At 62.6% G+C, this 25678-nt stretch carries 23 protein-coding genes and 1 tRNA gene; 11 read left to right on the top strand and 13 right to left on the bottom strand.

Annotation, left to right across the window (positions count from 1 at the left end; translation table 11 throughout):
• Nucleotides 1-9: 9 nt before the first annotated feature.
• Genes NKI58_RS13200 through NKI58_RS13190 form a run of 3 tightly spaced genes read right to left on the bottom strand, consistent with a single transcriptional unit; the run spans nucleotide 10 to nucleotide 2913 of the window.
• The gene (locus NKI58_RS13200; protein WP_352782933.1) at nucleotides 10-960 is read right to left on the bottom strand and encodes a dihydrodipicolinate synthase family protein; all 951 of its coding nucleotides are present in this window, start codon (nucleotides 958-960) and stop codon (nucleotides 10-12) included.
• A complete protein-coding gene (locus NKI58_RS13195) occupies nucleotides 950-1945 on the bottom strand; it encodes a Gfo/Idh/MocA family protein (RefSeq protein WP_352782936.1) in 996 nt (331 codons plus the stop codon). The genes NKI58_RS13200 and NKI58_RS13195 overlap by 11 nt, the downstream gene beginning before the upstream one ends.
• The gene (locus NKI58_RS13190; protein WP_352696937.1) at nucleotides 1942-2913 is read right to left on the bottom strand and encodes a Gfo/Idh/MocA family protein; all 972 of its coding nucleotides are present in this window, start codon (nucleotides 2911-2913) and stop codon (nucleotides 1942-1944) included. The genes NKI58_RS13195 and NKI58_RS13190 overlap by 4 nt, the downstream gene beginning before the upstream one ends.
• A 97-nt stretch (nucleotides 2914-3010) precedes the next feature.
• Between NKI58_RS13190 and NKI58_RS13185 the strand changes: the two genes are divergently transcribed.
• The 7 genes from NKI58_RS13185 to NKI58_RS13155 all read left to right on the top strand — a co-directional run bounded on the left by NKI58_RS13185 (nucleotide 3011) and on the right by NKI58_RS13155 (nucleotide 10176).
• Nucleotides 3011-3724, top strand: a complete 714-nt coding sequence (locus tag NKI58_RS13185; RefSeq protein ID WP_352696935.1) for a FadR/GntR family transcriptional regulator — start codon at nucleotides 3011-3013, stop codon at nucleotides 3722-3724.
• 32 nt (nucleotides 3725-3756) lie between these two features.
• On the top strand, nucleotides 3757-5337 hold the full coding sequence (locus NKI58_RS13180) for an ABC transporter substrate-binding protein (protein ID WP_023678170.1): 1581 nt from the start codon (nucleotides 3757-3759) through the stop codon (nucleotides 5335-5337).
• A gap of 66 nt (nucleotides 5338-5403) precedes the next feature.
• The gene (locus NKI58_RS13175; RefSeq protein WP_023678169.1) at nucleotides 5404-6363 is read left to right on the top strand and encodes an ABC transporter permease; all 960 of its coding nucleotides are present in this window, start codon (nucleotides 5404-5406) and stop codon (nucleotides 6361-6363) included.
• The gene (locus NKI58_RS13170) at nucleotides 6360-7265 is read left to right on the top strand and encodes an ABC transporter permease (RefSeq protein ID WP_023678168.1); all 906 of its coding nucleotides are present in this window, start codon (nucleotides 6360-6362) and stop codon (nucleotides 7263-7265) included. Before NKI58_RS13175 ends, NKI58_RS13170 begins: the two co-directional genes overlap by 4 nt.
• Before the next feature lie 18 nt (nucleotides 7266-7283).
• On the top strand, nucleotides 7284-8201 hold the full coding sequence (locus NKI58_RS13165; RefSeq protein WP_352569475.1) for a dihydrodipicolinate synthase family protein: 918 nt from the start codon (nucleotides 7284-7286) through the stop codon (nucleotides 8199-8201).
• Entirely contained in the window at nucleotides 8198-9208 is a 1011-nt protein-coding gene (locus tag NKI58_RS13160; RefSeq protein WP_352783633.1) for an ABC transporter ATP-binding protein, read from the top strand. The genes NKI58_RS13165 and NKI58_RS13160 overlap by 4 nt, the downstream gene beginning before the upstream one ends.
• The gene (locus NKI58_RS13155) at nucleotides 9208-10176 is read left to right on the top strand and encodes an ABC transporter ATP-binding protein (protein ID WP_352724381.1); all 969 of its coding nucleotides are present in this window, start codon (nucleotides 9208-9210) and stop codon (nucleotides 10174-10176) included. Before NKI58_RS13160 ends, NKI58_RS13155 begins: the two co-directional genes overlap by 1 nt.
• Before the next feature lie 16 nt (nucleotides 10177-10192).
• Here the strand turns inward: NKI58_RS13155 and NKI58_RS13150 are convergent, their stop codons facing one another.
• From NKI58_RS13150 to NKI58_RS13140, 3 genes are all read right to left on the bottom strand, one after another.
• Nucleotides 10193-10948 (bottom strand): haloacid dehalogenase type II, encoded by a 756-nt coding sequence (locus tag NKI58_RS13150; protein ID WP_352853326.1) that lies wholly within the window; start codon nucleotides 10946-10948, stop codon nucleotides 10193-10195.
• A 246-nt stretch (nucleotides 10949-11194) separates the two neighbouring features.
• Nucleotides 11195-11515 (bottom strand): DUF167 family protein, encoded by a 321-nt coding sequence (locus tag NKI58_RS13145; RefSeq protein WP_352782947.1) that lies wholly within the window; start codon nucleotides 11513-11515, stop codon nucleotides 11195-11197.
• Nucleotides 11516-11528: 13 nt separating this feature from the next.
• Nucleotides 11529-11819, bottom strand: coding sequence for a YggT family protein (locus NKI58_RS13140; protein WP_023678162.1), 291 nt, complete (start codon nucleotides 11817-11819; stop codon nucleotides 11529-11531).
• Nucleotides 11820-11983: 164 nt separating this feature from the next.
• Between NKI58_RS13140 and NKI58_RS13135 the strand changes: the two genes are divergently transcribed.
• From NKI58_RS13135 to NKI58_RS13120, 4 genes are all read left to right on the top strand, one after another.
• Nucleotides 11984-12059 (top strand) — tRNA-Ala (locus NKI58_RS13135).
• Between the two features lie 242 nt (nucleotides 12060-12301).
• Nucleotides 12302-12760 carry a hypothetical protein gene (locus NKI58_RS13130; protein WP_352782949.1) on the top strand — a complete coding sequence of 153 codons (459 nt, stop codon included), beginning with the start codon at nucleotides 12302-12304 and terminating at the stop codon, nucleotides 12758-12760.
• A 120-nt stretch (nucleotides 12761-12880) separates the two neighbouring features.
• Complete coding sequence (locus NKI58_RS13125; protein ID WP_352824152.1) at nucleotides 12881-16108, top strand: AfsR/SARP family transcriptional regulator; 3228 nt, start codon at nucleotides 12881-12883, stop codon at nucleotides 16106-16108.
• Nucleotides 16109-16332: 224 nt separating this feature from the next.
• On the top strand, nucleotides 16333-17673 hold the full coding sequence (locus tag NKI58_RS13120; RefSeq protein ID WP_352574568.1) for an LGFP repeat-containing protein: 1341 nt from the start codon (nucleotides 16333-16335) through the stop codon (nucleotides 17671-17673).
• A gap of 381 nt (nucleotides 17674-18054) precedes the next feature.
• On the opposite strand, the gene NKI58_RS13115 is transcribed toward NKI58_RS13120, so the two are convergent.
• The 7 genes from NKI58_RS13115 to NKI58_RS13085 all read right to left on the bottom strand — a co-directional run bounded on the left by NKI58_RS13115 (nucleotide 18055) and on the right by NKI58_RS13085 (nucleotide 25601).
• A complete protein-coding gene (locus NKI58_RS13115; protein WP_352574919.1) occupies nucleotides 18055-20109 on the bottom strand; it encodes a M3 family metallopeptidase in 2055 nt (684 codons plus the stop codon).
• 167 nt (nucleotides 20110-20276) lie between these two features.
• Nucleotides 20277-20786 (bottom strand): hypothetical protein, encoded by a 510-nt coding sequence (locus NKI58_RS13110; RefSeq protein ID WP_352782955.1) that lies wholly within the window; start codon nucleotides 20784-20786, stop codon nucleotides 20277-20279.
• 198 nt (nucleotides 20787-20984) lie between these two features.
• A complete protein-coding gene (locus NKI58_RS13105) occupies nucleotides 20985-21392 on the bottom strand; it encodes a nuclear transport factor 2 family protein (protein ID WP_352574921.1) in 408 nt (135 codons plus the stop codon).
• A gap of 13 nt (nucleotides 21393-21405) precedes the next feature.
• A complete protein-coding gene (locus NKI58_RS13100; protein WP_352853325.1) occupies nucleotides 21406-22050 on the bottom strand; it encodes a carbonic anhydrase in 645 nt (214 codons plus the stop codon).
• 156 nt (nucleotides 22051-22206) lie between these two features.
• Nucleotides 22207-23229, bottom strand: coding sequence for a transporter (locus tag NKI58_RS13095; protein WP_352782957.1), 1023 nt, complete (start codon nucleotides 23227-23229; stop codon nucleotides 22207-22209).
• An 86-nt stretch (nucleotides 23230-23315) separates the two neighbouring features.
• On the bottom strand, nucleotides 23316-24920 hold the full coding sequence (locus NKI58_RS13090; RefSeq protein ID WP_352574574.1) for an inorganic phosphate transporter: 1605 nt from the start codon (nucleotides 24918-24920) through the stop codon (nucleotides 23316-23318).
• 144 nt (nucleotides 24921-25064) lie between these two features.
• Nucleotides 25065-25601: a TetR/AcrR family transcriptional regulator gene (locus tag NKI58_RS13085; protein ID WP_352574576.1), complete on the bottom strand. Its 537-nt coding sequence runs from the start codon at nucleotides 25599-25601 to the stop codon at nucleotides 25065-25067.
• Nucleotides 25602-25678 lie beyond the last annotated feature (77 nt).

Below are 25678 nucleotides of genomic sequence, written 5' to 3'. Positions count from 1 at the left end.
GTGACGGGTCTACCACCATTCCGGGAAAGCCGCGTGAGCCGCCCTGGCCAGCGTCGGTATTTCCTGATCGGGAACGGAGCTGTAGGGCCAGAGCAGTCGCGGGCCGAGCGGCGCCCAGCCGCCGGCCGCCGCCATCGCCTTATCGAGTGCTGCATCACCGACATTGTAACGGGTGCGAAACGGTAGGACATGTGCGGCGAGGAAGGCCTGTATGCGGGCCTCGACCTCGGCAGCGGCGGCCATGTCGGTGCGGATTATCTGCCACCACATCATCGCGCCCTTCGGGTTGAGGCAGGCAACGTTGGAATAGCTGCCATGGGCCCCTCCAGCATAGCCTGTTGCCAGCGTGTGGCCGGGGACGAAGACGGAAAATCCGTCCAGTTTGCGGCGCATGTCGGCATACCAGCCGGCGTCGCCGCCCGGCAGCTTGGCGCCGACCAGCGATGGCACGGCCGCACGCAGACTGGCGATGCCGTCGAGCGTCAGGTGGCGCTTGGCGTGCGGCGGATTGTAGAGCACCAGCGGCGTTTCAGGCGCGGCGTCGCACAGGCCGCCGGCAAAGCGCATGACCTCGTCGTCGCTGGGCGGCCACCAGTCGGGCAGCGTGAACTGCACCGCCGCCGGGCGAAGTCCGGCGACCCGCGTCAGTCGCTCCAGCGCGACGCGCGGATTGGACTGGCTGATGCCGATCTGGAAAGGAAGGCGCGCGCGGCCGGCTATGGTTGCGACCAACTCACAAAGCCGGTCGAATTCGGGCTCGGTCTGGCAATGGAATTCGCAGGCCGTGCCATTGGAATAGATGCCGTCGACGCCTGAGGCGTAGAGCCGGGCGATCGTCTCTTCCGTCGCCTGCCAGTCGATCGCTCCGCGATCGTCGATGGCCAGCATCACCGCGCCCCAGATGCCGCGCGGTGCGTGTGCGGGCAAGCGGGCCAGATGGTCGTCGAGGTCAGCGTCCACCGGCGATCTCGTGTTCGCGGCGGGTTTCGTTCGACGCGAAGGCAGCCTCGATAATGGCGATGATCTTGCGCGCATAGATGCCGTCGACCGGCACCGGCGTGTCATCGGCAATGGCATCGCGCATTGCGCTCCATTCGCGCACCAGCGCGTTATGCATCCAGTTCGGCTCAAAGGAACCGGGCAGCTCGGTCCAGACCGTCTCGCGGCCAAGCATGGTGCCGCGGTCCATGTCGATGCGCAGCGTTCCCCGCTCGCAGACCAGGTCCATGGCATAGGTGGTGGCGCCGGTGCGATAGCCGACGCTCTGCACCTGGCCGATGCCGCCGCCGGCGAAGCGCAATCCGAGCAGAGCGCTGTCGTCTGCTTCCTGGTCATGGAACTTGGCGCCGAGCATGCCGCTCACCGACACGACATCGTCATCCATCAGCCAGACCAGACGATCGACCGCGTGGATGCCGGCCGTCAACAGCATGCCGCCGCCGGTCGCCTTACGCAGATGCCAGTCGCGGCGATTGTGCTCCATCCACAGCTTGATGATCCAGCTCGATCCGGCGAGCGGCCGGCCGAGCTCGCCTTCCTCCAGAATTTGCCTGGCCGCCATGCAGGGCAGGGCGAAATGCATGAGGTGGGCGACCATCAGCTTGACGCCACCCTTGGCCACGGCGGCGTTGATCGCATCGCAGGCAGCCACCGTCGGCGCCATCGGTTTTTCGAGCAGGATATGCTTGCCGGCCTTTGCCGCGCCGATGGCCATTTCGGCATGGAGATGGTGCGGGCTGGCAATGAGGACCGCATCCACCTCCTTGTCGTCCAGCAGCTTGCGCCAATCAGTGTAGCCGCGGCCGCCATATTCGGCGGTGAATCGCTCCAACGCATCGGTATTTCCCCGGCAGGACGCGACGAGGCGAATATTTCCAACCTCGCGGATTGCCCGCGCATGGGCTGCGCCGAAATCGCCGGCGCCGATAATTCCTATTCCAATCATGGTCCTGCCTTTTGATAAGCGGCGTCGATCAGCGACATCGCCGCAACATAATCTTCGATGGACACCGGCGGAGGCGCCTTTCTGGCCAGCCGGTCAAGCGTATCGCGCATGAACAGACGATAGCGCGTTGCCGGCAGTTCGACCGGCAAGTCGACGATTGCCGCGTCGTCGAGCGTTGCGCAGATAACATGGTCGCCATGATCGATGAGGGTGGCATTGGCACTGACGATGCGCCACTCGAAGTCACCGCCGGGGCGCATCGAAGCAAAGGTGTAACCGGCCTCGACGATGAACAGCGCGCCGGCCTCGTCTTCCAGCACCAGAAGTGCGTGATCCTCGACCGGGCCGGGATGGATGCGGTTCGCGATCGAAACGCTTTTCAGGCCGAGCTTGCCGGTTGCGAGGCTGAGTGCCGCGTCGACGCCGTGTATGCCGAGATTCCTCAATGCACCCCCGCCACCAACCGCCGGGTCGAGCACCCAGGCGACACCGTCGGCGATGTAGCGTTGCGGCGGGCCGTTGACCAGCCGGAACTGGCAATGCGCCACGGGGCCGGCGCGACCTTGCCGGCGCAGCCGTTCAAGGCCGGCAACGGCCGGCCCGAAACGGTTGGGCAGGGGAACAGCGACAAAAGTCTGGTACTGCCTGGCAAGGTCGCGCAGCGCCATCAGTTCCCTAGTATGGCTGGCCGCCGGCTTCTCCAGGATCAGCGGTATCCTTGCCGCGATGATCGCACGTGCCCGCGCCGGCACCATCGAAGGGTGCCCCATCAACAGGATCACATCCGGCGGGCTGGAGAGTATCTCCTTGAAATCTTCGATAAACGGCAGGTCGTGGTGCGCGGCGAACGCTTGCGCTTGGCCAGGATCCTCGTCCCAGATACCGGCGATCTCCGTGCCGTAAAAGCGTGCGGCGTCGAGGTGTATTTCGGCGTGCCAGTGGCTCGAGCCGGCGAGGGTAATCTTCATTCGGAGGCAGCAGGTTTGTTATGGGCTTGCAGGATATCCTACAAGTGGCTATACGACAAGCAGCGGGCAAGCTTCAGCGGATGATGAAGGCAGTGGGATGGCGGAACTGAAGTCGATCGAACCGTTGAGCAGACCGCCGCTGCTTCACGTCACCGTGCAGGAAAGCCTCAGGGCCTATATCGAAAGCAACCAGCTCAAGGCAGGCGATCCCCTGCCGCCGGAGACGTTCCTGGCGCAGCGGCTCGGCGTCGGCCGCAACTCCGTGCGGGAAGCCATCAAGGCGCTGGAATCGATCGGCATCCTGGAGACACGACGCGGCATCGGCGTGTTCGTCAAGGAGTTCTCGTTCAAGCCGCTGCTGGATAACCTGGCCTACGGTTTGCAGGATTCGCTGCGCGATGTCGAAGAGCTGCGCGAAATCCGTCGGGTGCTGGAAACCGGCCTCATCGCCAAGACGATCGAGATGATCAGTGCCGAGGACATCGAGGCGCTGCGCCAGTTGACCGAGCGCATGCGGCAACGTGCCGAGCGCCATGAGAGCTTCGCCGAAGAGGACCAGCAATTCCATCAGCTGCTGTTCCGCTGCCAGAACAATCACATGCTGAGCGCGCTGATCGACATCTTCTGGACGGCGTTCAACAAGGCCTCGAATTTCACCAATCTCGATAATCCGACGCCGCTGGCGACATGGCGCGACCATCACGAGATCGTCGAGGCTGTCGCCGCCAAGGACGTCGGCCAGGCGCGTCGGCGACTCGACGACCATTACCGGGGGATCCAGCAGGTTATCGCAAAAAACCGAACAAGCTGAAGAACAACCTGACTATGCCAAGGGAGGAAACCATGCGTATCAGGACCATCGCATTCTCAGTCGCCGGGCTGCTGCTCGCCAGCATTGCCCCATTGACCAGTGTCCAGGCACAAAGCGCCAAGACCATTGCGGGCGGCTTCGACGTCGGCCCCGGCGGTTTTCCCAAGAACTTCAACCCGCTGGTGGCGACCGGCGGCTACACCTGGCTCAGCACCTATTTTGAACCGCTGGTCATCTACAATGCCGGGCTGGCCGATATCGAAGGCGACCTCGCCAAGGACTACAAGATCAGCGACGACCAGCTGAGCTATACGTTCAACCTGGTCAACGAGACCTGGCATGACGGCAAACCGTTCACCTCGAAGGACGTCAAGTTCACCCTCGAGCTTGCCAAGAACAAGGCCTCCGGCAGCCTGTTTGCCGCCCGCCTCGCCAACATCGCCTCGGTCGATGCCCCGGATGACCACACCGCAGTGGTGAAGCTATCGAAACCGAACGGCTCGTTTCTATCCATCCTCTCGCAGCTGATGATCCTGCCGGAGCATGCCCTGGCCGCTCTGCCGCCGGAATCGCTGGCGACAAGCACCTGGTGGTCGACCACACCGGTCGGCACCGGCCCGTTCAAGTTCAAGCGCTACGTGACCGACCAATATGTCGAACTGGCAGCCGATGACGATTATCGCGGCGGCAAGCCGAAGGTAGACGTGCTCATCAACCGCTATTTCGAGTCGCCGGCGGCGGCCGTTGCCGCACTCCGTGCCGGCGAAATCCAGTTCACCTATGTCGAGCCCGACGATGCGGCATCGTTCAAGAGCGACAGCAATTTCAAGGTGATCGAAGGTGCCTCGTACGTGGTCAACTATATCGGCCTGAACCAGAAGGTCGACCTGTTTAGGGATATCCGTGTCCGCCAGGCGATCATGTACGCGATCGATCGCAACGCCATCATCGACAGCCTCTACGGCGGTGCCGCCGAGCCAGCCAATTGCGGCTATGTCGCGCCGCATCTCGTTCCCGCAGGCCTCGAACCCTATGCCTACGATCCGGCAAAGGCCAAGGCGCTGCTGAGCGAGGCCGGCTGGGACAAGATCAACGGCGACAAGCCGATCACCTTGCTGACCTATTACGGCTCGCCGCAAGCGGCCAATGTGATGGCCGCTGTCCAGTCGATGCTGGCCGAGGTCGGCATCAATGTGGTGCCGCGGGTCGTCGATACGCCGACCTACAACGGCATCGTCTACAAGCAAGGCACGCCGGACTGGAACGCCTTTCCGATGGTCTATGCCGGCCTGCAGAACGGCCCCAACCCGGCCGGCCTCAATCCCGGCCTCAACAAGTCGCAGATCCCGCCGGCAGGCTTCAACACCATGCGCATCGAGTTCGACGATCTGAGCACCGCATTGGACGCCGCGCTAGGCCAAACCGATCCGGCCAAGCTCGATCAATCCTGGCAGGGGGTCTGCAAGGTGATGAACAAGGAGCTACCCTGGGCGACGTTGTGGGTGGCCAACCGCTATGGCGTAGCCTCCAACAAGCTGCATGACTTCGTCTGGACGCCGGCGCCGGGCGGCGGCCCCTACGCAGCTCACCCCGAGCGCTGGGACATCCAGTAAGAAACCCGCAACCAAGCGAGCAGGCGGGACCACTTTGGCGCCGCCTGCCACCGCCACGGAAAGCCCATGTTGAGCTTCATCGCCCGCCGCAGCGCCACAGGATTGCTGATGCTGGTCGCGCTCAGCGTCCTCATCTTCATCCTGTTGCGGCTGGCGCCGGGCGATCCGATCGACGCCTATATCAACCCATCGGTCCCCATGTCGGCTTCCGACCTCGAGGGCCTGCGCGAACGGCTCGGGCTCGATCGGCCGCTTCCCGTGCAATATCTCGCCTGGCTGCGCGCGGCGCTGAGCGGTGACTTCGGCTATTCGATCCAGCGCAGCGGCGTTGCCGTGCTGCCACTGGTCATGGAACGCATCGGCCCGACGGCGCTGCTGATGGGTACGGGCCTGGCGATCGCCATCGTGCTCGGCATTTCCGCCGGCATTTTCAGCGCGGTGCGCCGTAACGAACCATCCGACATCGCGCTGTCGGTGCTGTCGTTTATCGGTATCTCCAGCCCGGCTTTTCTGACAGCGCTGCTCGGTCTCTATTTCTTCTCGGTGCTGCTGCGCTGGGCGCCGTCCGGCGGCATGCAGACCGCGGGTGCGCCGTTCTCGGCGACGGATGTGCTTGCGCACCTCGTCCTGCCCGCCTGCCTGCTGTCCGTCGGCCATGCCGCGCTGATCATGCGTTACATGCGCGCCTCGCTGCTGGAAGTGCTCAACCAGGATTACGTGCGGACGGCGCGTGCCAAGGGCGTGCGCGAGTTCTGGGTTATCATCAAGCACGCGACCCGCAATGCGCTCTTGCCGGTCATTACCTTGATCGGCTCGACTGTCGGCATCGCCATCGGCGGCGCCATCTTCCTGGAAAGCGTGTTCAACTGGCCGGGCATGGGACTGCTTCTGGTCAACGCCGTCGGCACCCGCGATTACCCGGTGATCATGGGCGCTACCCTGGTGATCGGCGTTTGCGTCATCCTGGTCAACCTCTTGACCGACGTCGTCTATGCCGTCGTCGACCCGCGCATTCAGGTGGCATGATGGCAATCACGGCGCCAGATCCTACAGTTGACCCGACAGCCGTGCCGCAAACCAAAGGCCCGCTTCGCCGCGCGCTCGACCGCTTTTTTGAAAACCGCGCGGCGCGTGCCGGGCTTTTGATCGTCATCCCGATCCTGCTGGCGGTTTCGACGTATCCTTTGTGGTGGCCGTTCGGTCCTAACACCATCGACCTCCGAGCAATGAACAAGGCGCCGTCGGCCATTCATTGGCTGGGCAGCGACGGCGTCGGGCGCGACGTCATGGCCCGGTTGCTGCAAGGCGGGCGGATCTCATTGCTGGTTGCCGTCAGCTCGGTCGCCATCTCCACCGTCATCGGCTTCCTGGTCGGCGCCGTCGCCAGCTTTGGCGGGCGCCTCGTCGACGGCACGGTGATGCGCCTGGTCGATCTGGCGATGACGCTGCCGCCGGTGATCTTCCTGCTGGTGCTGGCTTCGATCGCCGGCACCGGCATCGCGCCGACCATACTGGTGATCTCGCTGCTCTCCTGGCCGGTGCTGTCGCGCATGGTGCGCGCCCGGCTGCTCGAACTGCGCGAGCGCGATTTCGTCGTTGCCGCCCGCGGCATGGGGGCAGGGCTGCCGCATCTCTTGTTCCGGCACGGCCTGCCCAATTGCATCGATATCCTGGTCGTCTACGCCACCTTGCAGATCGCCAACGCCATCCTGCTCGAGGCCGGCCTGTCCTTCCTCGGCCTCGGCATCGCACCGCCCGAAGCCAGCTGGGGCAACATGCTCAATCTCGCCCGCTCCACCGTCGTGCTTGAAAATTACCCCTGGCAATGGATGTTCCCGGGCGCCGCACTGGTGCTCACCGTGCTCGCCATCAACTTCATCGGCGACGGCTTGCGCGACGCATTCGACCCCCGCTCCGATCTCAACTGACCTCAAAGGTTCATCAAAATGCCCCTGTTTACCGGCGTCGTGCCACCTGTCGTCACCCCGCTCAATGCCGATTTCAGCATCGACTTTCCGTCGTTCACCCGCACCATCGAGAACCTGCTCGACGGCGGCGTTCACGGGCTGTTCGTGCTCGGCTCGACCAGCGAGGTGGTCTTCCACGACGAGGCGGGCCGCAGGGCCGTCCTCGAGCACGCGGTCAAGGTCAATAACGGCCGGGTTCCGATCTTCGCCGGGGTCATCGACCCGACGACCGACCGCGTCATCAACCACGCCCGGATCGCCAGATCGGCCGGCGCCGACGCCATCGTCGTCACCGCGCCGTTTTATACCCGCACCAGCCAGCCGGAGATCGGCGACCACTTCCGCTATATCAAGGATGCGATCGACATTCCGGTCATCGCCTACGACATCCCGGTCTGCGTCCACGTCAAGCTGGAGCGCAAGACCACGGTCGGCCTCGCCAGGGAAGGCGCCATCGCGGGCATCAAGGATTCCAGCGGCGATGACGGCAATCTGCGTTACGTGCTCAAGGACATGGCCGACGACCCCGGCTTCTTCGGCATGACCGGCTCCGAGATACTGGTCGATAGCGTGCTGGCGATGGGTGCGCATGGCGTCGTGCCGGGGCTCGCCAATGTCGACCCGCATGGTTATGTCAGGCTGTGGAAGCTGACGCAGGCGGGCCAGCATGCCGAAGCCCGCCTGGAGCAGGAGCGGCTGTTAAAGCTGTTCGAGATCGTCTGGATCTCGCTCGGCAGGACAAGCGCCGGCTCGGCCGGCGTCGGCGCCTTCAAGGCGGCGATGAAGAGCCTCGGCATCATTGCCTCCAACACCATGGCGCGGCCGCAACGCAGCCTGAACGAGGAGGAAACCGCGAAGGTCGACATGATCCTTCGCGACGTGGGGCTGCTCCGCTGAGTGTCGCGCCGATCCTCTCGATTTCCGGCCTGCGCGCGGTGTTCCGCATCGCGGGGCGCGACATCGCGGCGGTAACGGATGTCGACCTGACGATCGGCTCCGGCGAGACGGTGGCGCTCGTCGGCGAATCCGGATCCGGCAAGTCCGTCACCAGCCTGTCGATCATCGGCCTGTTGCCGAAAAGGGTCGGACATATCGCAGAGGGGTCGATCGCGCTGCGGCGCAAGAACGGCACGGTCACCGAGCTGACCAGCCTCGATGCCGAGTCGCTGCGCAAGATACGCGGCAACGAGATCGGCATGGTGTTCCAGGAGCCGATGACCAGCCTCAACCCGGTCTACACGATCGGCGAGCAGATCGCCGAACCGATCCGCATCCATCTCGGCAAGTCGCACCGCGAAGCAGCAGCAGACGCGGTGCGGCTGCTGGAACAGGTCGGCATTCCCGATCCGAAGCGGCGGGCGCGGCAATATCCGCACGAACTTTCGGGCGGGATGCGCCAGCGCGCCACCATCGCCATGGCGCTGTCCTGCGATCCGGGCTTGCTGATCGCCGACGAGCCGACGACCGCGCTGGACGTCACCATACAGGCCCAGATCCTCGATCTTTTGGCCGAGCTGCAGGCGCAGCGCGGCATGGGCATCCTGTTCGTCACCCACAATCTCGGAGTCGTCGCCGAAATCGCCGACCGGGTGGCGGTGATGTATGCCGGGCGTATCGTCGAAACAGGTCCGGTGAGCGAAGTGTTCACCCGTCCGCGTCATCCCTATACCGCAGGGTTGATGCGCTCGGTGCCGCGGCTCGGCCAGGCCACGGCGCTGAAGGCGGCGGGGACGCCGCTGCCGACCATTGCCGGAAATGTTCCGTCGCTCGCCTTGCTGCCCAAGGGCTGTTCCTTCGCGCCGCGTTGCCCGATGGCTATCGCTGCCTGCCGCGCCGCGGTCCCGCCCTTGTTTGGGGCGACGCCGACCCAGCAAAGCCGCTGCCTGCGTTGGGAGGAGCTCTGATGGCCGACGCCCCTTTCCTCGCTGTCAAAAACCTGACCAAGCATTTTGCGCCGACAGCGTTCTCGCGCGGACCCGTCGTAAGGGCGTTGGAGGATATTTCCTTCGATATCAGGCGTGGCCAGGTGGTCGGCCTGGTCGGCGAATCCGGGTCCGGCAAGACGACGATCGGCCGCTCGGTGCTGCGTCTGATCGAGCCGACATCCGGCCAAATCAACTATGACGGCACCGACATCACCAGGCTGGGTGCCGCCCAGTTGCGCCGCCAGCGCCGCAAGATGCAGTATATTTTCCAGGATCCCTTCGCCAGCCTGTCGCCGCGCATGACGATAGGGCAGATCCTCACCGAAGGCCTGGACATTCAAGGCATCGGCAAGAAGTCCGAGCGGCGGGCGAAGGCCGAGAAGGCACTTGCCGCGGTCGAGTTGCCGGTCGACGCCTATGACCGCTACGCCCATGAATTTTCGGGCGGCCAGCGCCAGCGCATCGGCATCGCCCGGGCGCTGACGCTCGAGCCGGAATTCATCGTTGCCGACGAGCCGGTCTCGGCACTCGACGTCTCGATCCAGGCGCAAATCATCAATCTGTTGCGCGACCTGCAGCTCCGGCTCGGCCTGACCATGCTGTTCATTTCGCACGATCTGGCCGTCGTCGAGTACATCTGCGACACGGTCATCGTGCTCTATCTCGGGCGCATCATGGAAGTTGCGCCGGCGGCCGAGCTTTATGCCCGGCCGCAGCATCCCTACACGCGCGCGCTGCTGTCAGCCATTCCATCGCTCGATCCGCTGGCCAGGCAAGACCGACAAGTGCTCAAGGGCGATATTCCAAGCCCGGCAAACCCGCCGTCGGGCTGTGTTTTCCGAACCCGTTGCCCGTTTGCGGTGGAAGCTTGCGCCGGGGCTGTACCGCCGCTGAGGGCGACAGCCGAGGGCCATCTGAAGGCCTGCATCCGCGACGACATCGCTTAGGTTTTCTGCCCTCGGCCTACGGGAGAACGTGGGCGAGATGGACAAGGTCGTCGGCCACAAAGTCCCAGCTCTCAAGAGGCGAGAGATCGGTCGTCTGCGCCGGGCCATGCTCTTTTGGCCGAGCAACAAAGGCGGTTCCGATACCGCACCTTCGCGCCGCAGCCAGGTCGTCATTATGCGCGGCGACTAACACGGCCTCCGCAGGTCGCACCCCCAGGATCTCCACTGCACGGAGATAAGCCTGCGGCGCAGGCTTGTAGGTGCCGAACACATCCGAGCCAAGGACGGTGTCCCAAGGCAGGCCGGCGCGCTTGGCCATATCCAGCAACAGCCGGGTATTGGCCCCTGACAAGGGCACGATGATGAAGCGTTCCTTCAGCCTCGCAAGGCCTTTCAGCGAATCGGGCCACGGCTCCAGCCGGCGCCAGGCGAGGTTGAGTTCCTCAAGTTCGGCGGTCGGCAGCTCGGATGGGGCCAGCCCGAACTGGACGAGGGTGGCGTCCAGATTCTCCCTGTTGATCACGTCGAGTGAAACGAAAGGCCGGTGCCCCGTCCGCACCGCCTCGGTCGAGGCGTCATAGCGCGACGCCCACGTATCGGCGAATTCACCGGGATCGACCTGCTGTGCACCGTTTCGCGCCAGGAAGGAGCCGGCCTCCCTTGCGATACCGCTGCGCCAATCAACGACGGTTCCCAGAACATCGAAGAATAGGACTCGAGTGGCGGTCATATTGAGCTTTCGGGCGGGGTTGCGGTTGGTGTCCTGCCGCATCGGTCGCGATAGGACGGATCGACCGCGTCGAGCTGCTGATCAGATAGTCGAAATGTTTAAAAGCCTGTTCGCGAAGGTGGTTCCCCCGGGCTCATTGAAACGTCGTCGACGCCAACCCATATGCAATGTGCGTCGGATGTTTCCTCCCATTCGTCCGGCGCGTTCCCCTCTGAAGGTTTTCGACCTTCACATCTGGCCGGGCTTTGCAGCCCGGCCTTTTTTGCGGGGTAAGTGAGCGAGCCGAGATCATGGCGCAGACGTGCCCAGCGTATCGATGCGTTTCGCCAGCGCCGCGGGATCGCCAAGCACGCGCAGCGTCTTCAGCCGAGCTGTGCCGCCGGCAGCGATCGAGACGGCCGATGCCGGCACGCCAAGCGCCTTAGCTACCAGCCTTTCCAGCGCTCGATTGGCGGCTCCGTTTTCCGGCACGGCGCGGACGCGGGCTTTTAGATAGCTTCGCCCATCCACCGATGTTTCGATGCCCTCCAGCCTGTCCATCGCCGCTTTCGGCGTCAGCCGGACGAACAGGTCGATGCCGTCGGCGCGCGTGCGGAACGGCGCACTCATGGACGCCCTGGGCTCAGACGACCAGCGAAAGCACGGTGGTGAGCAGGAACTGCCGGATGAAGAACAGGATCAGCAGCAGGATGATCGGCGAGATGTCGATGCCGCCGAGGTCGGGCATGAAGCGGCGGATCGGCCGAAGCGCCGGCTCGGTCAGCCGATAGAGCATGTTGCTGATGGTGTCGACGAACTGGTTGCGCGAGTTGACGACGTTGAAGGCGTAGAGCCAGGAAAATATCGCCGAGGCGATGATGATCCACCAGTAAAGGTCAAGCGCCATGACAATGGTCTGAATGAGGGCGATCATGCCGGTCTCCGATTGTTGCCGACATGTAGCCACTGTAGGTGAAAGCGGCAAGAGCCGCCTTCCGCCGCATGGCGAAGCCGGACGAACGGCCGAACGGCATTTCGGCAGCACGCGCAGCCTTGACAGGAAACCGCAGCGGCCGATAAAAGCCCCATCCGCTGGACGGGGCTGTAGCTCAGCTGGGAGAGCGCGTCGTTCGCAATGACGAGGTCAGGAGTTCGATCCTCCTCAGCTCCACCAGCGGATTTTTTCGCACCCTTTGCCTGGATGAATTCCAAGGAAATCCTCCTTGGCTTCACGGCGTCTCTCAGACGAAGCTCGCGAACGCATTGCAGCCTGCTGGCGGCTTGGCACTATCGTTGCCGGGTGGATTCACATCGGCGACGTAAAGACCCTCTACACCAGTAGCGTATGCGGCCTATTGCCACTGCGCCTCGTCCTTGCCAGACTTGGTCCGTCTTCAAAACCGAGGGGAATTCACCATGACCAGCGCGACAAGGCGTGATTTTGTAGGTCTTACAGGAATGGCAGCGACTGCCCTGGCCGGTGCTGTTGCAACACGAGCTACCGCTGCGGAAAGCGACGTATCGCCATCGTTCGATGAGGTTCTTCACGAGTACAATCAAAACAACACAGAAAGGACTAGATCAAAGCTGGCGATCTATGTGGTGCTTTCTCATCTGCACGCCAGCCTCGAGGACGAATTTAGTGACCTTGGGCTAGAGCTGCCTTTAGGAAAAAAGGCCTTGCCATCGAATCTGCCGGCCAATTTCGAGGACGCGCAGGTTGCACCCCTTCCTTGGCTCTTCAAGCCCTCGGAAGTTACCGACCACGAACGAAACGCCTATGCGACGATTGCAATGCGAATGAACGCAGTGATGGCAAGACACACCGCCGACGTGAGTGTCGGGGTTTCGCATATCATGTCGCACAAGGGATAACCGCGACCTTGCCGGCGAGCACGGCACGTCAGGCGAGCACAACGCCGGCCGGCGATTTGTTGTTGCGGGCGAACCGATTACCTGTTTTCGCGAGGCGACTGCGCTGCGAGAGTCCTCACAATGGATAAATCCTTCCGCGACGCGCCGCGCGACATAGCGAAGCTCTCGGCACCCCGGCCAGTGGGAATTGTCAGCCGTCGGCGCGTAGTGGCGCTGCTTTCGCAGGCCCTCGACAGCGGTGCATGCTGGCTGGCTGCGCCTGGTGGATACGGCAAGACCACCGCGGTGATCGACTTTCTGGAACACGGAGGGCTGGAACACGGAGGGCTGGAACAAGGCGGGATGAAGCAAGGCGAATCGGCGTACAACTGGTATCGGGTCGACACCGAGGACCAGGACGTTGCGCGCCTTTTCCACTATCTGACGCTGTCGCTCGACGGCAGGCATGCCGGCATGCCGGTCTTTGGTCCGGAATATGCCGACAATTCCGACGATTTCGCGCGGCTGTTCTTCCGCACCTATTTCTCGCGGCTTGATCCGGGCACGATCCTGGTCCTCGACGATCTGCATCGTGCCGATGCGCCAGGCTTTCGCCGGACACTGGCGATCCTGTTGCGCGAACGCCCCAACACCGTCCGCTGCATCTGCACATCGCGGATGCTGCCCGAGGGCGATGTCGCCGACCTCGTGCTGTCGGGACAGTTGCCGGTCCTCAACCAAACGCTGCTGGAGTTTTCGCCTGCGGAGGCTCGCAACCTCGTCACCGCCCGCTCGCAATCGCCGTCCGAGGTCGGCGACATTTCGGAGGCGCGCGGCTGGGCGGTGGGCCTTCTCCTGCTGGCCAACGCCGGAATGTACTACCCGCTTTCGCAGACCGGCCTTGCCGGAGGCGCCGGCCTTCGGGAGATTGTCGGACGTTATTTCCTGCGCGACATCGCGCCGGAGGACCAGGATCTGCTTATCAGGCTCAACGTTCTGCCGGAGATCAGCACGGAGCTTGCCGATGCGTTCCTGGGCTCGCCGCAGGCTGCTCGCCTGCTGGTGCGGCTGCAGCATCGCCAGCTGCTGATCACGCGCGACGGTCCGGGCGGCGCCGCCTTCCAACTGCATGACTTGTTGCGCGAATACCTTGCCGGCCTACTGGACCGGCGCGTGACGGAATCGGACCGTTCCAGGCTGCGCGAGCAGGCAGCAAAGGTCCTGCACGAGGCAGGCAAAACCGACGCGGCAATCGTGCTGGCGTTGCAGGCGGGCGCCTGGCCGCTGGCACGCCAGCTCATTCTGGAGTGCGCTAACGGCGTTCTCTCGCAAGGGCGCCGGGCCAGCTTGGTCGAATGGTGCAACAGGCTGCCCCCCGACCAGATGGACGGGTGGGTCCATTATTGGCTGGGCGTCGCCTTCGCATCGGACGATGCGAAGGCCGAACCGCACTTCTCCAAGGCATGGCAAGCATTCGAGAACACCGACATGCGCGGCCAATGCCTGACGGTCGCGCGGGCGGTCGTAGTCAAGACCGCCAGCTGGCGTACGCATGAGGGGCTGGCGGATTGGACGCGCCGAGCCTCACAGGTTCTTGCCAAGGGATTGCCGGAGTTGGATCCGGAGGAACTCATGATGGTCAGGCTCGGCATCCTGCGGGCCGTCGATTTCGCCGAACCTGGCGAATTCGACGCCCATGACGCGAAACGCCTCGTGAATGATATCCAGCAGCGCCTGACACATCTGCCGATCGAGGATTCGGTCGAGTTGCGCCTGCTGGCAAGCGAAGCGCTCATCGACTACGCGACCTCGTCGGGGCAGCGCGACATTTTTGCCAATGCCGTGGACAGCGTTGCCGCCGATCTCGAACATTCGGATATCCCGCCGCTGGTGCTCGGCATGTGGCTGGTGTCCTTTGGCTCGGCCAGCGGCCGTTACTTCCCCTATTCGCGGCGCGGTTTTGTCTATGCCTCGGCCGAGGATGCGTTGCGACGCGCAACGGCGATAGGCGAGCAGCACGCCTTACGGGGCGTCGAGTTCAGCGCGCTCTATCAGCTTCAATTGCTGATGAAGCTTCACAACAGGTTCTCGGAATTCAATGCGCTCGTCTCCCGGCTGGGCGAGATCGCGGACAGCAGGTTCACAACCCAGGTCGCTGTAGTCGCCGACTGCCACGCGGCGATGCACACGCGCAACGGCAACTTCGTCAAGGCTTATCTCGACTGCGATGCCTTCATGGATGCGATCGAGCGGGCGAATGAGCCGATGATCGAACGCTGGCCGCATTACGTCACCAAATACCAGGTCCTGCTGGCCGATCGGCGTCCAGCGGAGGCCATTGCGCTACTCCAGGAGATCGTCGAAAGGCTGAGCGGCGGCCCTCGCCAGCGCGTCGAACTCAACATTCTGGCCGCTCAGGCCCTGGAGCAGAAGTGGAACGGCGGCGCGTCCTATGGCAGTCGTCTGGCTGAATTCATGGAGGCGTTGCGCCAGGTCAACCCCTCCGCAATCCTGCTCAACCTGCCGGACCTATTGGCCGATCTGGTCGCCGATGCGCTGGAGCGAAAGATCGACATCGATCTCTGCCGCCGCGTCGTTCGGGCGCGATATCTGGTCCCGCCCGCTGGCCGACCCGCCCAGTGGCCTTGGCCGCTCAGGATCCACTTGATGGGAGGCTTCCGCCTCGAAATCGATGGCGCCGAGGTCGCGCCCGGTGCCAAACCTACCCGCGCGCTCGACATATTGCGCATTATCTGCCTGTCGAGGGACCAGGTCTGTTCGGTGGAAACCCTGCAGGATTGGCTCTGGCCCGACCTCGACGGCGACCAGGCCAAAGCGGCCTTGGAGCAGGCGCTGCATCGTCTGCGCAAATTGCTCGGGCAAGGCGAACTCGTAACGCTGAGAGAAGGCCGTTTGCGGCTCGCTGCCGACAAGGTCTGGATCGATCTGCAGGATTGGGAAGACCGGCTGAAACCCGTTCTGTCGGGCCCAAGAGACAGCGCAATCGAGGAGCAGGAGATGCTGCTGGAAGGCTTTGTCGGCCCGCTTTTCTCGAATGGCCCGATGCCCGTCTGGTCGAACGCCGCGGCCGACCGGGTGCGGGACGGGTTTGTGGAGCTCGCCGTGCGGATCGCCAAACACTGGCAGAGCCAAGGCAACGCGGATCGGGCACGCCAGGCGTGCCGGCGTGCGCTCGATTTCTACCCGGAATCGGCCAAACTCCATGGCACGCTCATCCAGGAGAGCCTCTCCAGGAACGACCATGCCGGCGCCATCGAGGATTACCGGCGCTATGAACGCGCGCTCGCTTCGACCGGCGATGACGAGCCCTCGCCTTTGCTGCGTTCGCTCGTGCGCCCGTTTCTCTAGACCGGTTCATCGTTTCACGGAAACGCCGAACCGCTCTATCTCTTTATTTTTGCGCAATTCCGGACGGAAAACCGTTCCACACTTTTCCTGGAATTGCTCTGGCGCAGCTCGGAACTCCGTAAGCCGTCCGTAAGTCGCGGTCTGGGAACCTCGGCCCGTCGATCAAAACCGATCGCCGGAGGCCTGAAGCCCCCGATACCAACACTCACAGGAAGGAAAAGGTCATGCCGTATACTGCCAGAGCAACTTCGAGAGTGCGTGCCGGCACCATCCGCGCTGGAGCCACAAGACTTTCCGATCAGCTCAGGATCGGGCCTTGGTCGCTCCTCTCGCCGGAAGCCGTCATACAGCAAAAGTACAACTCCCTTGGAGGCGCCGGCTTCGCCGAGATCGACAGGAAGGACACTGGAAAAGCCTGGTATCTCAAGAACGGCTCATGCATTTGCTACAACGATGCCATGCACAACGCCTTTGAGATCCATGGCGAAATCTACAGGAAGTGGATTGCGCTTGGCGGTCTCGCGTGGGGCATTCCCTGCACCGACGAAACCGGAACTCCCGACGGCGTCGGCCGATACAATCACTTCAACAACAATACCGCTTCGATCTACTGGACACCGAACACCGGTGCTCAAGCGATTTGGGGGGCAATTCGCGGCAAATGGGCAGCAATGGGCTGGGAGCGCTCGGTTCTCGGCTATCCGGTCACCGACGAAACCGGAACTCCCGACGGCGTCGGGCGCTACAACCATTTTGCCAATGCCGGCTCGATCTACTGGACACCGAACACAGGAGCCAACGTGGTGTACGGTGACATCCGCAAGAAGTGGGAGAGCCTGGGCTGGGAACAGTCATATCTGGGCTATCCCACGACCGACGAGACCGAATTTGCCGAAGGAGGCCGCGCCAATCTGTTTGAAAACGGCGGCATATACTGGTGGCCCGACACCGGCGCGATCGACCTTCGAGACGTCGTCGTCCACTATACCGGCCTCCATTGCTTCGGCGAGACCGACTGGGATCAGGGGCCGGGTGGTGCGGACGAGCCCTATGTCATCGTCAGCGTGGCAACGCCGCGGATCGCCGACACCAAGCGCAGCCAGGTCTATGGCGACGTCGATGCGGGAGATACGAGACCCGACCTGATGGAGGTCTATCGAGGTAAGCCCTACGGCATCAATATCGGTACGGTGCTGATGGAAAATGATTTCGGCGATCCGAACAAGTACAAGGACGAAGTGCAGAAGGTCGTGATGGGCGTCCATACGGCGGGTACGCTGGCTTTGGGCCTCATTCCGGTGGCAGGACCTATCATTGCCGCGATAGCCGGCCCGGCCCTGGGATCCTTGATGCCATCGATCGGCGGCGCCATCAGCGATCTCTTCGATTGGGGCGATGACAGGATCGGGAGCGCGACAGTGACCATCTCCGCAAAGCAGATGGTGTTGCTCGCGGCACGTACGAACAATACCACCTTCAGCGGGATTGGGTTCAAAGTGGAAACGCCCCTGATTTCCGGCGAGGGGGCTTCCTACAAAGCCTATTTTGGCTTTGTGCCTGCCTAGGCCAATCGCCCCGGCAAAAAAGCTTGCCGGGACAATCAACTTACCAGCCCCGCCTTCCGTTGGCGGGGCTGACGTTCGCGACTGAGAGTTTCCGTAGCGGTCGTCGCAAGGCGCGGTCCGGATGCGGCAGCGGCCGATCAGCATAGCGGGCAAGCTGTCGTTGCCTACCCCGCACAGCCCGTAGCGCCGCCATGAACGCGGCTCCTTCGGCCGGAACGATGGAGACCGCATTAAGTGCAGTCACCTCAACGACGCGGCCGCAACCAACGAGGCCGAACGGGACCGGCGGAAACCGGATCAGGCGGTGCGTAACCCGACGCCATGACGGCGGCCGAGATCAATCAGGATGGAAAGAGAACCGGTGACAAGAGCGGGCATGCATCACACCAGCCCGCGCTTGGCCATCATCGCTTCCGGTGACGGCATCTTGCCGCGGAAGGCGGTGTAGAGTTCTTCCGGGTCCTTCGAGCCGCCGGCGGCGTAGATGTTCTTGCGCAGCCGCTCGGCCAGCGCCGGGTTGAAGGGATCGCCTGTTTCCTCGAAGGCGGCGAACGCATCGGCGTCAAGCACTTCCGACCACATGTAGGAGTAATAGCCGGCAGAATAGCCATCGCCGGCAAAGATGTGGCCGAAATGCGGGGTGCGGTGACGCATGGCGATGGTGTCGGGCATGTTGAGCTTTTCGAGCGTTTCGGCTTCGAAACGAAGCGGCTGATCCGCCGCGTCCGGCCGCGCGTGATAGGCCATGTCGACCAACGCCGAGGCCGTGAACTCGACCGTGGCGAAACCGGCACCGAAGGTGCGCGCCGCCAGCATTTTGTCGACCAGCGCCTTTGGCATCGGCATGCCGGTCTTGACATGCAGCGCATGTTTTTCCAGCACCGCCGGCACCGTCAGCCAGTGCTCGTAAAGCTGCGAGGGCAGTTCGACGAAATCGCGGCTGACCGACGTGCCCGCGACCGACGGCCAAGTGACGTCGGTCAGCATGCCGTGCAGGGCATGACCGAATTCGTGGAACAGGGTCTTGGCCTCATCGACCGACAGCAAGGCGGCCTCGCCGGCCGGCGGCTTGGCGAAATTCATGATGTTGTAGATGACCGGCTTCGAGCCAGGGCCAAGCCTATAACCGGATTTCAGCGCGCTCATCCAGGCGCCGGAGCGCTTCGAGGGCCGCGCGAAATAGTCGGCGAGGAACAGGCCGCGCTCGCTGCCGTCGGCATTCTTCACCACGAAAACACGTGCGTCCGGATGCCAGGTGGCAATGCCCTTCTTTTCTTCGAAAGAAATGCCGAACAATCGTGTTGCCACGTCGAAACAGGCGTCGATGATGCGGTCTAGCTGCAGGTACGGCTTCAGCTCGGCCTCGTCGAAGGCGAATTTCTCTGCGCGCAGCTTCTCCTGATAGAAGCGCCAGTCCCAGGCAGCGAATTTCTCGTTGCTGCCGGCCTCGGCCGCCAGCCGCTGCAATTCGGCCTGGTCGCTTGCGGCCTTTTCCACCGCCTTTTCCCAGACCGGATCGAGCAGCGCGTGCACCGCCTCCGGCGTCTTGGCCATAGTATCGTCGAGCTTCAATGCGGCGTAGGAAGGATAGCCGAGCAGCTTCGCCTTCTCGGCGCGCAGGCGCAGCATGTCGCGCACCACGTCCGTGTTGTCGGTGGCGCCGCCATTCTGACCACGCATGATGAAGGCGCGGAACGCTGTCTCGCGTAGATCGCGGCGCTCTGAGAAGGTCGAGAACGGCTCGTAGATTGAACGCGACAAAGTGACGGCGTAGCGGCCCTTCTGGCCGCGCATCTCGGCGGCTCCCGCCATCGAGCTTTTCAGGAACTCCGGCAGGCCGGCAAGGTCGGCCTCGTCGAGGAACAACGCCCAGTCGCGCTCATCGGCAAGCACGTTCTGGCTGAAATTGGTGCCGAGCGACGACAATTCCTCGTTGATCGAGGCCAGCCGCTTCTTGCCTTCGGCGTCGAGCCTGGCGCCGGAGCGGACGAAGTTTTTCCAGGTCTTTTCCAGCACCCGCAGCGTTTCGGCATCGAGCTTCAAAGCATCGCGGTGCTGATAGAGGTGGTCGATGCGGGCGAACAGGCGTTCGTTCATCGAGATTGCCGAGAAGTGCCGCGACATCTTTGGCGAGATGTCGCGCTCCAGCGCCTGGATCGCCTCATTGGTGTGGGCGCCGGCGCGGCACCAGAAGATCGAGGAGACATGGTCGAGCGCCTCGCCGGCAAGCTCGAGCGAGGCAAGCGTGTTTTCGATCGTCGGTGTCCCGGTGTTGCCGGCAATCGCCTCGATCTCGGCCTCGTGCGCCTTCATGGCCGCGTCGAAGACCGGAGAAAAATCGCCGTCGCCGATGCGCGTGAAATCAGGCAGGCCGAGCGGCCCTTGCCATGCGGTCAGCGGATGGGCGGCGAGGTCGACGGTGGACGGCATGGGCAAACTTTCGCTGAGTGGCGGGAGGCGGGCGTCACCGATGTAGGGCGCCGGCCGATTGCGCGCAACAGCGCGGCTGGTTAACACTGATGCGTGCCCACGACTCGTATGCGAACCAGGATGCCCACTCGCGCGCAGCGCAGCAAAAAGTGCACTGTAACGGTAATTCCCATCTATAATAATCTAAAATCCATGGTCTCGTTGTAAAATTCAGGCATCATTTCGTTTCCGAGATAGATAACGCTTCCGTGACTATTTCTAATTTTATTTAGGTTAGATTTAGACAACTTGAAAACACGACTAAAGTATGCGTCGTATTCTTTCCTCATATCGCCTTCCGACCAGTCTAAATTATAGTACATTCTGCCAGGCAACATTACATCGCCGCGCCACAGATTTATATCATATTCAATTACCGGAGATAATCTTGAACTAACTTGCAAACATTTATTTTCAGCGTCACGCTCAAGGACTATGTTGTTTAAAAAATCCTTTGACGATATCAGAACTCTTCTGTTTTTAAAAGACCGTTCTTCTTCTCGGATGGGCTCCCAAAAAATGGGGGTATCGCCATCTTCGATGGACGGCTTGACGAATACTATATTCTCAACACCCTTGGACAAGGCATGGTTGAAAACGATTTCATCTCTGTGCGACAGGAAAAGATTGAATTGATTGCCCATCATTGCCCTCCAACACATAAGATTTCGAATTCCGGTAACAGTGCACTTTTGCAGGGCGCGACCGTCGTTGTGAGTGGATTGACCGCATGGCTTGTCGCATTGGCGTTCCCACCTGCGTAACCACGTGACGTGGACAGGTCCGAATTGACGCCGGCAATTCCAGCGCCTATCCCCCGAGAAGCGCAAGACCAAATTTCGTCAGTAGCCGTCGCAGTTTTCGGCGATCGCGGCTTGCGAACTGGCGCTGATCTGGTCGTTGGCGATCGCGAAAGTCTCCTGCATCAGCATGTCGTTACTGGGAAAATCATAGCAGGCGATCACAGTGGTGACGCCGCCCTCCGTCTTCTCGATCCGATGGCGGATTTCGGCCCCGGCGACGGCGTCCTGCCACTCGGCGATCGAGGCGATGAATTCCTGCTTGCTTTGCACGACGCCGAGGTCGTCGAGCTTGATGCGGACGTTGTCGGCAAGCAGGTCCGACAATTCGGTGCGGTCGGCGACCAGCAGTGCCGAATACCAGCGGTCTATGATCGCGCTATCGTCGGCGCGGGCGATATTTGCCGAGCACAGCAGCGCTGCCGCCGCGAACGCGAACCGAGCTCGCATCATGCCTCGTCTCCTACTCCGTCTCCGGCCGCTCGAAATCGCCTGTGTCCTTGTTCATCACCCAAAGCTCGCCGGTCGAAATATCGAACCAGGCACCTTGCAGTGACAGTCGCCCCTTGCCTTCGAGGATCGAAACACAAGGGAAGGTGCGCAGATTGGCTATGGAATAGCGGATCGAGATGCGCTCCAGCGCCGTCTGGCGCTCGGTCGCGGTCATGAAGGTGCTCGACGATACGGTCTCGGCCGCGGGCGCGATCAGGCTCATCCACTTGCCGATGAAATCGCCCGGCGACAAGGGTGCGGCCGTGGTGTCGAGTGCCGCGCGGATGCCGCCGCAGCGGCCGTGGCCCATCACCACGATGTTCTTGACCTTGAGGCTCTGCACGGCAAATTCGAGCGCCGCCGATGTCGAGTGGAACTGATCGTCGGGCGCATAGGGCGGCACCAGATTGCCGACATTGCGCAGCACGAACAGCTCGCCGGGCCCGGCATCGAAGATCGCTTCGGGCGCGGCCCGCGAATCGCAGCAGGCGACGATCATCGTTTCCGGTGCCTGGCCCTCCCGCGCCAGCGAGCGATAACGGCCGCTTTCGGTGAGATAGCGGCCGCTCATGAAACTGCGGTAGCCGGTGAGAAGATGCTCGGGAAGATGGGGCATGGGCAGCGGTGGGAGCCTTTCCGGGTTGAAGGCAGCTCGGTTCAATCCCGAAAGGCTCTAGCGCATCGGCCCGAAAATCGGAACCGATTTTCGGAAGGCGAGGCGTGGTTTCAACGTGCCAGCCCGTACTTTGACACAGGTGAACGAACGCCGCCATTAATCGGGTTCAGAACCGCAGATTGGCGCCGGCACGCAGCAGAAGCCAGTAGAACAGGCCGCCAGCAGCATCGCCAGGAAGAAGCCGCTGGGACTCTCGGCAAATGGCAGTCCGCCTGTGTTCATGCCGAAAATGCCGACGATCAGCGTGCCCGGCAAAAGCAGCGCGCTCATCACCGCCAGCGCCTTGAGGCTACGGTTCGATTCGTCGGCAAGCTCGGCGGCAAGCTCCTCCTGCAGCAGTCTTGCCCGGTCGTTGATCATGACGACCTCGCGGTCGAGCCGTTCAAGGCGCGCAGCAAGCCGGCGCAGAACTTCATGTGCGTCGGCGGAAAGGTTCCAGGCGGAACGGTCTTCACCCTGGAAAAGCGCTGCCAGGGCCGCGATCGGCCGATGCAGGGATACGGCAAGGCGGCGCACATCCTTCAGCTGCCGTCTTTCGTTGGCAAGCCGCTCGGTCACGAGATGATCCTCGACTGCATCGAGCCGCTTCGTCGCTGTAGCGAGCCGCAGGCTGGTGGTCTTGCAAAAAGCCATGACCAGCATTTCGAACAGCTCGAATGCCGTGGCCGGCCGCAGTCCCGCGGCAAGGGCAGTGTGCACTTCCTCCACCGCCGCCAGCGGATGCCGGCGGCCGGTGACCAGCAGCCGCTCGGAGACCGCAAAATGCAATCTGCCGATGGTCGTCGACTGATGGGCGATCTCGCCGTGCAAGTCGGCCGAAATGCCGTGGACGACGCCATTCTCATGCGCCAGCACTAGGCTGTCCTCATGTCCTTCGAGGATTGCATGAGCCGACGCCGGCAGCGCGCAGGCATGGCTGACCCAGGAATGGGCGCGCCGGTCGACAAGGTCGACATGCAGCCAGACCCAGCCGTCCGCTGAGGCGAGCGCGGCCTCTATGTCTCGGGGCGCCAGTGGTTCGGGAGCTTTGCCGGGAGCAGCATGATAGGCCCAGACCAGCCCGGGAGCATGATGCTGGTCGTCCGCGGCAAGCAATGTCAGATGCGATGCGTCATTCATGGCCGCCGCCGAAATAATGCACGTTCAGGCGATCAGGGCCGCGCCGGGGCCGGTGCCGCGACATTCTGGTCAAACCCTGCCCCCGCTCAGAACACCTGGCGGAAGATGACGAACAACACGAAGGCAAGACAGATCGAGACCGGAAGGGTCAGTATCCAGGCCATCAGCATGTTGCGCACCGTCGACCATTGCAGGCCAGAGCCGTTCGCCGCCATGGTGCCGGCAACGCCCGAGGACAGCACATGGGTGGTCGAGACCGGCAGGCCGAGATAGTCGGCCGATGCGATCGTCGCCATCGCGACAAGCTCGGCGGACGCACCCTGACCGTAGGTCAAATGGCTTTTGCCGATCTTCTCGCCGACGGTGACGACGATGCGCTTCCAGCCGACCATGGTGCCGAGGCCGAGCGCCAGCGCGATGGCGACCTTGACCCAGAGCGGGATGAACTTCGTCGCGTTGTCGACCGCCTTATGGTAGGTTGTCACCGCCTTCAGGTCGTCTGCCTCCATCGGCAGCAGCTTCTTCCTGTCGATCAGCTTCAGCGCTTCACCGATAAGATAGATGTTGTTGCGGGCGTTGCTGACCAGAGTTGTCGGCAGCTTTTCCACGGACGGATAGGGCGACAACATGGCGCTGGTGTCGTGGATGAAGCTCCGCAGGGCAGGCGTGGTCTCGTCCTTCCAGGTCTTGGTGCGAACGGCGTCGCCGACCACGATTGCCGCATCGGTCACGGCGATGCCGGGCTTGACGTATTTGCCGAGTACCGTTTCGACCTGCGTCGCCGCCGATTTGTAAGCTTCGAGATAGTTCACGTCCGGTGTGCGGTTGAGCGCGAAGGCGGTCGGCACGACGCCGATCAGGATGAGCATGATGAGGCCCATGCCCTTTTGCCCGTCATTGGAGCCGTGGGCAAAGCTGACGCCGGTGCAGGTGAAGATAAGCAACGCCCGGATCCACAGCGGCGGCGGCGCGCTCGACTTGGGCGCCTCGTAGAGCTCGCGGTTCCTGACCAGCAGCTTCATCACCAGAAGCAGCAGTGCAGCCAGGCCAAAACCGACCAGCGGCGAGATCAGGAGCGACAGGCCGACATTGGACGCCTGCGACCAGTCGACGCCGCTGGTGACGGAGCCGGCCGGGGCCATGAACTGGTTGGCGAGACCGACGCCGATGATCGAGCCGATCAGTGTGTGCGAGCTCGAGGCAGGCAGGCCGAGATACCAAGTTCCGAGATTCCACATGATCGCCGCAACCAGCAGCGCGAAGACCATGGCCAGTCCGGAGCTCGATCCGACCTGAAGGATCAGCTCGACCGGCAGCAGCGATATGATGCCGAAGGCGACCGCTCCGCTGGCGGTGAGCACGCCCAGAAAGTTGAAGAAGCCGGACCACATCACTGCAAGCTCGGCCGGCATGGAATGCGTGTAGATCACCGTTGCCACCGCATTGGCAGTGTCGTGAAAACCGTTGACGAATTCGAAGCCGAGCGCGATCAGCAGCGCCAGCCCAAGCAGGATCCACGGCACCGCGATGGTGCTGGTCAGGTCCTGGCTGAGCGCGTAGCCGACATAGGCAAGGCCGCCCAGAATGATGACGGCAAAGGCCGGCAGAAACCATTTACCGGTGTCGTTTGGCCGGTCAAGCGGATGCTCCGGCCTTGGAATTCCTGCCTCGCTTGAAACAATATCGACCACACCCCACTCCTCCTGCGTTGCAGCAAAGAATGGGAGGACGCTATGTCGGCACGATGAAGCCTGTGTGACGGCGGGCACTTTGGGTTGACGCAACGGGCGATCGACGCGACCGAGGCAGTTGAACCCGGCCAGCGCATTCCTACACTATTCCGCGATCTCCAGCAGGGTCGATATCAGCAGCCGGCGCTCTTCGGCGGAGAGAATGTCCGAACCGAACAGGTTCATGCTGCGAAGCCCTTCGATGGCGAGATAGCAGACCAGCAGCGCCTTGAGGTTCGGCGTTTCCTGCTTCAGCCGCTCGAACAGCTGCCGCCTGAACGATTTTATCGGGGTCAGGAAATCGGGATCCTCGGCAATCGCCGAAAATATCCAGGATGCCGACGGTTTCGATTCCTCGGCATGCTCGGCCGACAGCTTGATATAAGTTGCAAGCGGGCTTTCGCTGTTGACGCCGGCCGTGCGGGCGGACTCCAGGGCCTGCTCGAAGGCGCGCAGGTAATCCTCTACCAGCGCCTGCATCAATTTCGCCTTGGTCGGGAAATTGTAGAGAAGACCACCCTTAGACACGCCGGCACGGCTGGCGACCGCATCCAGCGACAGGCTGCCAGGACCCGTCTCGCGCGCCACGGCGGCGGCGGCGGCGAGAATCTTCTCGCGCGAATTTGCTCTGCGGACTTTCATCAAGGGTTCCCCATTCATTAGCTTAGGCGGAATTGACAAGACCGTCCAGACGGTACAGTAAGATCGCCGTCATTTGA

Origin of the sequence: Mesorhizobium sp. M0522, from assembly GCF_040321085.1 — a bacterium.
Taxonomy (GTDB): Bacteria; Pseudomonadota; Alphaproteobacteria; order Rhizobiales; family Rhizobiaceae; genus Mesorhizobium.
This window is presented reverse-complemented; position numbering and strand designations above follow the sequence as displayed.